This is a genomic window from Microvirga aerilata (assembly GCF_016743775.1).
Lineage (GTDB): Bacteria > Pseudomonadota > Alphaproteobacteria > Rhizobiales > Beijerinckiaceae > Microvirga > Microvirga aerilata.
Genome location: NZ_JAEQMY010000168.1, coordinates 1 through 5990 on the forward strand (window position 1 = coordinate 1; position 5990 = coordinate 5990).

At 57.0% G+C, this 5990-nt stretch carries 7 protein-coding genes and 2 pseudogenes; 2 read left to right on the top strand and 7 right to left on the bottom strand.

What is annotated here, in order from left to right; translation table 11 throughout:
• The 7 genes and pseudogenes from JKG68_RS30570 to JKG68_RS30595 form a co-directional block, all read right to left on the bottom strand.
• A partial coding sequence (locus tag JKG68_RS30570; RefSeq protein ID WP_376773245.1) for an outer membrane protein occupies nucleotides 1-388 on the bottom strand: 388 nt, incomplete at its 3' end.
• A gap of 268 nt (nucleotides 389-656) precedes the next feature.
• Nucleotides 657-914 (bottom strand): WGR domain-containing protein, encoded by a 258-nt coding sequence (locus tag JKG68_RS30575; protein ID WP_202066040.1) that lies wholly within the window; start codon nucleotides 912-914, stop codon nucleotides 657-659.
• Between the two features lie 14 nt (nucleotides 915-928).
• The gene (locus JKG68_RS30580) at nucleotides 929-1474 is read right to left on the bottom strand and encodes an RNA polymerase sigma factor region1.1 domain-containing protein (RefSeq protein WP_202066042.1); all 546 of its coding nucleotides are present in this window, start codon (nucleotides 1472-1474) and stop codon (nucleotides 929-931) included.
• A 548-nt stretch (nucleotides 1475-2022) separates the two neighbouring features.
• Entirely contained in the window at nucleotides 2023-2148 is a 126-nt protein-coding gene (locus tag JKG68_RS34405) for a hypothetical protein (protein ID WP_281399269.1), read from the bottom strand.
• Between the two features lie 457 nt (nucleotides 2149-2605).
• A pseudogene (locus JKG68_RS30585) lies at nucleotides 2606-3100 on the bottom strand (DUF427 domain-containing protein).
• Between the two features lie 277 nt (nucleotides 3101-3377).
• Nucleotides 3378-4025, bottom strand: a complete 648-nt coding sequence (locus tag JKG68_RS30590) for a DUF4142 domain-containing protein (protein ID WP_202066043.1) — start codon at nucleotides 4023-4025, stop codon at nucleotides 3378-3380.
• A 467-nt stretch (nucleotides 4026-4492) separates the two neighbouring features.
• Complete coding sequence (locus tag JKG68_RS30595; RefSeq protein ID WP_202066044.1) at nucleotides 4493-5083, bottom strand: helix-turn-helix domain-containing protein; 591 nt, start codon at nucleotides 5081-5083, stop codon at nucleotides 4493-4495.
• 192 nt (nucleotides 5084-5275) lie between these two features.
• On the opposite strand from JKG68_RS30595, the gene JKG68_RS30600 reads away from it, so the two are divergent.
• On the top strand, nucleotides 5276-5659 hold the full coding sequence (locus JKG68_RS30600; RefSeq protein ID WP_202066045.1) for a response regulator: 384 nt from the start codon (nucleotides 5276-5278) through the stop codon (nucleotides 5657-5659).
• A 122-nt stretch (nucleotides 5660-5781) separates the two neighbouring features.
• A pseudogene (locus JKG68_RS30605) lies at nucleotides 5782-5990 on the top strand (site-2 protease family protein); the annotation flags it as partial.

Sequence of the window (5990 nt, forward strand, 5' to 3'; positions counted from 1 at the left end):
CGCTGCTCTCCAGCTCACCCTCGAGGATGTTGCCATTCTCGTCCGTGAAGTTGAACACGCCTTCACGGCCGAAGTCGACGTACTGGATGTCGCCTTCGAGACCGACCACGAAGGAGCCGATCTGGTGGTTGTAGCCAACCTGGGCACCGCCGATGAAGCCGCCGTCGTTGTCGTCGTCCGCAAAGTCGACCGCGTCGTTGTCGTCCTCGCTCCAGCCGTAGCCTGCGTTCACACCGACGTAGAAGCCGGTCCAGGTGAAGATCGGAGCCGCGGCAACAAACGGAGCCGGAGGAGCCGAGCGCATCGGCAGGTCAGCGGCGGAAGCAGCGGAAACACCAGCTACCGACAGAGCGGTCGCGGCGAGCAGGCCGAGAATACGGGTCTTCATGAGCAATTCATCCCTTGTGCGAGGAGTCGCAGAGGCAGAGTATGGATGAAGAACGAATTCTGACTATGGCAAAGCTGCAACACAGCTTAGATTTCAACGCCTTGCTGCCATATTTGCTGGCCTGAGTTCAAGCACCTTATCCCGTTAATACTTCGTATAGTTTGACAGGAAGGTGATGGCGTGCGGTACTGGTCTGGTTTTCGGATGAGCGTCCGAATGCGAGGAGAACTCAACCCTGCCCTTAAAAGGCAGGGTTTTTTCGTCTGTGTTACAAATCTTGGTATCCGCACCGCCGCTTCACCCGGGCGACCGCCTCCAGCGCCTGCCCTGCCGCGATCTCGTCGGCATGGATCTCGACCAGCTCCTGTCCCTTTGTGCCGATCCGGCCCCAGGTGCGCACGAGCCGAATGGTCCCAAACAGGTCCCGCTCGATCATGAGGCTGTAGAAGCGCCGGATGCCCTGACCCGGGTCAATCCGGTGCAGCACCAGGTGGTGCTTGATCGGGGAGCGGAACTCGTCAGGCAATGGTGTCCGGTCCTTTAGCACTCAACCAGAACCAGTGGAGGTGAAGGTAGTGGCATCCAGTGCGTGGGCTCACAGGGAACTCCGCCAGCGCTCAGCCATCTGGCTCCATCCCAATAGCCCTCAAACACATTGCCATAAACAGCCCAAGACGACTCGAAGGGGATCGGACCGGATGCTGGAGCCTCAGGCGGCTTCTCCGGCGGCACCTTGCGCTCTGCTGTGGCTCGCGGCTGTGCCCTTCCTTGTATCTCCTCGGATCCAACGACGTTGATGCCCATCTCGGCGAGCTGATCGACCACGTCCTTGATCTGATCGGCGGAGAACTTCTCGAAGGGCAAAACCTCATTCAAGTCATCGTAAGTCACATAGCCCTGTCGCTTCGCAAGCTTGATGAAACGCTTAACTCCCGACTTGCTCAGATCAAGGAATGGCTCCTCACGATGTGGCTGCGGCAGGGCCTCGATCTTTTCTGCGCTTCCGCGGGCAAAGCGAAAGGGGTAGAGCAGAAGCGGTCTACCTGTTTCGTGTGGTGCGGTGGAGATGGGCTTCCAGCCTGCCATTGAACCCTCCGGTTCGTTCAATCCCGGTGTTGTGTTAGGCAACTAGCGCATGATCGTCGCTCGACGATGAGTGCCTCGTACCCCCGGGCACCTGGACTTTCACCGCCCGCTAACGCGCTGGATCTGAGCCGCACCTGGTAAGCGGCTTGCTGCAGCACTAGGACAAGGAGCTCGTCGACCAGGATACAATCTTGCCAGCAGCCTGGAAGTTGCTGACCTGTTCGGCGGGTGGATCGATGACATCGCAGGATCTTGATGAAGGAAAGGGCAAGGGAAAACCCCTGCCTTTATCAAACTCCCGCTTTGAGCCTCTAACCTGACCAAGGCCTCAGGTCCGGAAAGTGCCAGGAGCGGCCATTGGCTGTGGAAATATGGTTAGCTCCACGAGCCAGGTATTAAGCCGAGACACAGGATGCCCTCTCATTTCTGCCATGGGATCGCTCAAGCGGCTGTCGCTCTCTGGTCAACAAGCTTGAGGTGGGTTCCAGTGACACAGTGTCGTTCGACCTCAAAGCGACGCGCCTGCTCGTGCAATGATCTCTGCCGTTTCATGGCATGGGGATCGGAGTGTGTCCGTAGGCGATCATTACAGTCAACAGGGCGCCAAGGGCCAGCACAAGGCCCATGAAGATGGCAACCATGATGGCGTTCGTCCCTGGGCTGTCCTGCTGCATGCCGATCTCCTCTGGGAGCATAAGGCTGTTGAACGCGCATAGCCGAGAATAATCCCAGCGCAACCTTGCGGGTTCTACAAGAGTCGCCTTGTCGGTGTTTATCGTACCACCAGAGCTCGCAGGTTGTAGATGTCTTGTAACGGATCAAACCCATCAACGCAGCATGGTTCTTTGAACGTCCTCTTACCGGCCCAATGCTGAAGTTACGTCTACTTGCGGGGAGTTCCAGAAGCGGCCACGCTGCACCTGCTTATAGCAAAGAGTACCCGCCCCTCTTGCTTCAGGTCAGCTGACAAAGGAACAGATCGTCTAAGGGCCCAAAGTCCTCTCGCCGAAGAAGCTAGCCCTTGCCGATGATTGTCACCGCTCAGCGTTGTCCAATTACTGGCTGGGATGGTTCTCCGCAACTCCCGCAACATCTCCCTTACCCGAGCCCGAAGTCATTGTCGGCGGCTGCCTACCAATCGCCGCCGCCGGGCTCTCCCTTGAAGGGACCCGTTAGGTTTGAGGTGATCCATTCCCCATAGAAGCCGCCCGGCTGCGGCCGCACCTGCTCGTCCCCCACATAGCAGGCATCCATAGGCGCGGCGTAGAATGCAACATGGCCGGCAATCACGGCAAACGTGGGCGTTGGGTTGAGGTACGCCCAGGCCGCCCTGACGGCTCAGCGTTTCGGGCCGACCACATCGAAGTATACAGCCGCTCTCTTCCACTCGCACAGGCTAGTTCCTTGAGCCGGTACGAGCGTACCCTGGCGGATTGCGTCGGGTGGGAAGTAGTAGACGGGCGGGTGGCTTGTTTTGAGGGCCCGGTAGCCTACCTGCGTCCGAGCAATCTCTTGGCCATCCATGACCGCTCTCAAGAATTGTGGGACAGCCTCAACGCGCGGAGGCCGAGGGTAGCCCCACACGCTCTCCTGACCGGCGCCCATTCGGAAGGGTATGGGACGCACTACGCTCGCCTTCCATGTCGACGCGAGTGACTCGCCAGCCGTGAGTTAGAGCTGCTGAACCACTTGGCTAGCCCCTCTACTAGCCCTCACGAGCGCGCCGAGCGTCATTGCTATCCACTATTCTTTGGAGAGGCTGGTTTTTCTGCACAATGCGTACGATTGACTCCCTTCATCGCCGTGCCAAATGTCGGACCGGAACGCCCGTATTCTTCCGACGGCACCCGGCAGTTATGGGCGACCCGGCCAGTCGCCCCAATGTGGTACCTGAGTTGCCTCATCAGCGAACAATGGTCTGAATGTTGGTGAGAAGTGCAATGTGCTCTTTGATCTGTCCGCGAGCGAGCTTCACCACGTTTACGTGATTAATGTTCTGAGGGTTTGATGACAGATACCGCTCTTGGACCTGCAGCAAGTCGCGATGACCCTCAATCTGTCCTGCTAAGTAGGCTTTGTCGAACTCAGCGTCCGACGCCTGTTGTAGCTTTTGGATCATCTCCCGACCCTTGGTATCGAGCACTGAGTCCGGCGCCCGAGTTGCAGAACTTGCTGCTGTCGTTGGTGTCGAGGAGGTGGAGGAGCCTGTCTGTATTGATGGACTCTGGGTTGTAGCACCAGTCGCTGCTGGCGCTGTTGGGTCCATCATGGTGTGCAAGATTTGAGCGAGTGTTGTTTGTTCGTCAGTTTCGAACTGTGCGAACTGCTTCAGGTTCTCGTTGCGAGCTTTTTGAAGAGCAATGCGGGATGTTTCGAGGGCAACCGTGCCGAGCTGAAGCGTCTGCTGGATGTGCTGCATCTCGTCTGGTCCGAGCAGTCCGCTACGCGCTGCGGTGTTGGATTGCGTTCCGGCACTCTGGTTACTCTGCTGTGCAAAGACCGGGGAGGCGACTGCTGCTGCCAGGCTAACCAGAACAAGACGACGATCCATGGGGAGCTCCTGCTTGTTTATGAGCGGTTCGTTCAACCTGTCAAACCACCCAGCTGCCACTCCAGACGAACTTAGAGAAACCAACGTTGTTTCAGCGTGACAGCAAATTCAGTTGCCGGACGTGACACGGCGAATGGGTCCACGGCTGCTACTCACCAGCGCTAAGTGAGGCGGGCTCTTCGAGGCTTGAGCCTATCGGATACAATGTCAACTCCGGGTTGGACTTCGAATATCCCCTGCCTCAGATCAGGCCTACTCAATCTTCATGAAAGAACGGGCTGGGCAGAGCAATGGTGCTGTGCACTTGCTCATACTCCAATTCAACCTTTGTCTCGGGTTTCATTCGATGTTATAACGAACTCTCAATAACCTCCCCTCTATAGCCAAGTCATGTCGAATTACCCTTCTGATCGCCTAGTACTGGCAGTCCAAGTCCTGCCACGCGACGGGAGAGCCGCGCCACGCGCTCACTTGGGCGCAGTCACGACAATGGCCGAGCATAGAGAGCGCCCCTCCCTTCTATAATAGCTATGCGGCACCCCTGAGTCGAAATACATGGCGTCTCCTTCGTTCAGAACGACGTCGTCGCCGGTAATGCTGACAACGAGCTGTCCTTTGAGGACGTAGATGAGTTCCGCTCCCTCGTGCTGGTGGAGTTCGGACGCTTTCGATGGTGTGGGAAATTCTGCATAAAACGCCTGCAGCTTGCGGTCAGTGACTGGAAAATCGAGGCTCTCGAAGTAGTAGGACGGTGTCTCCTCACCGGGCCTGTCCGGCAAGCGTAATCGATCCTCTTTCCGAACCACAGCAAAGGTAGGCCGCTCAGAGCCTTTGACGAAGAAATGCTCAAGCCCGACCCCGAACACCAAAGCAATTCGCAGCAGCGTCGGTAGCGTCGGGAAGAGCTGACCGCGCTCAATCTTCGAGAGCATGGCCGGTGAAAGGCCGGTATGCTCGCCAAGCTGAATAAGGCCAAGCTTCTTCTTCAGGCGAAGGGATCGAAGTTTCTCGCCGATCCTATACTGCTCCAGCCCACTAACCACGGTCTCGGACAGCATTTCACACCTTCATTATCGCGAGAATAAAAGGAGAATAATTTATTTTCATGTGGTGAAAATAAATTTTCTTATCACGGTAACTTGAGGCATTCGAAACCAGTATTTCGCGTTATGTGAGTCAGCAGGCCACGGTGGTGGTCCCAATGGTCGACAAAGAGGACCCTCTTAACCCACATGTAGGAAGCACAAGCGATGAAACTACATTCTGATGTGGTGATTGACCCTTGTTGCATGATCGTTGAAGACCAGATGCTGATTGGCATGTCGCTGGAAGCCTATTTGGAGGACGCTGGGTTCTCCGTGGCCGGTCCGTTTCTATCCTGTGCCGATGCGCTCCGGTGGTTGGAACACAATACGCCCCAGGTTGCGGTACTGGATGTGTTGCTTAAAGACGGCACATCGCTGCTCGTTGCCCAGGAGTTAAAGGAGCGCCACACGCCCTTCGTAATCTACTCGGGCCTGCCGTTCACACCCGGCCTGCCGGCCGAACTGCAAGGGGTGCCCTGGCTGGAGAAGCCCGCTCCGCGTGAGCAACTGACGCAAATGGTAGCTCGCCTCAGGCGCGTCGATGCTTGAGCCGGTGATTTCAATCGAGCAGGCTGAAGCCGGCGCGGCGAGAAGCCGGTCACCGGGAGGCTTCAGAACCGGTCCCTGACGTAAGACGTTCCCATATCAGGAATACCCTGGAAGGAGAGCATATGGGCTGGTCAATTCCTATTGGCTCTGTGAAGGGCACAATCATCCGTGTCCACTTTACCTTTCTTCTCTTTCTCGTCTGGATTGCTGTGACACATTATGCACAGGGTGGACGCGACGCAGCGCTCCAGGGCGTTATCTTCATTCTTCTGCTCTTCCTGTGCGTTCTGCTGCACGAGTTCGGCCATGTTCTGGCGGCCCGACGCTATGG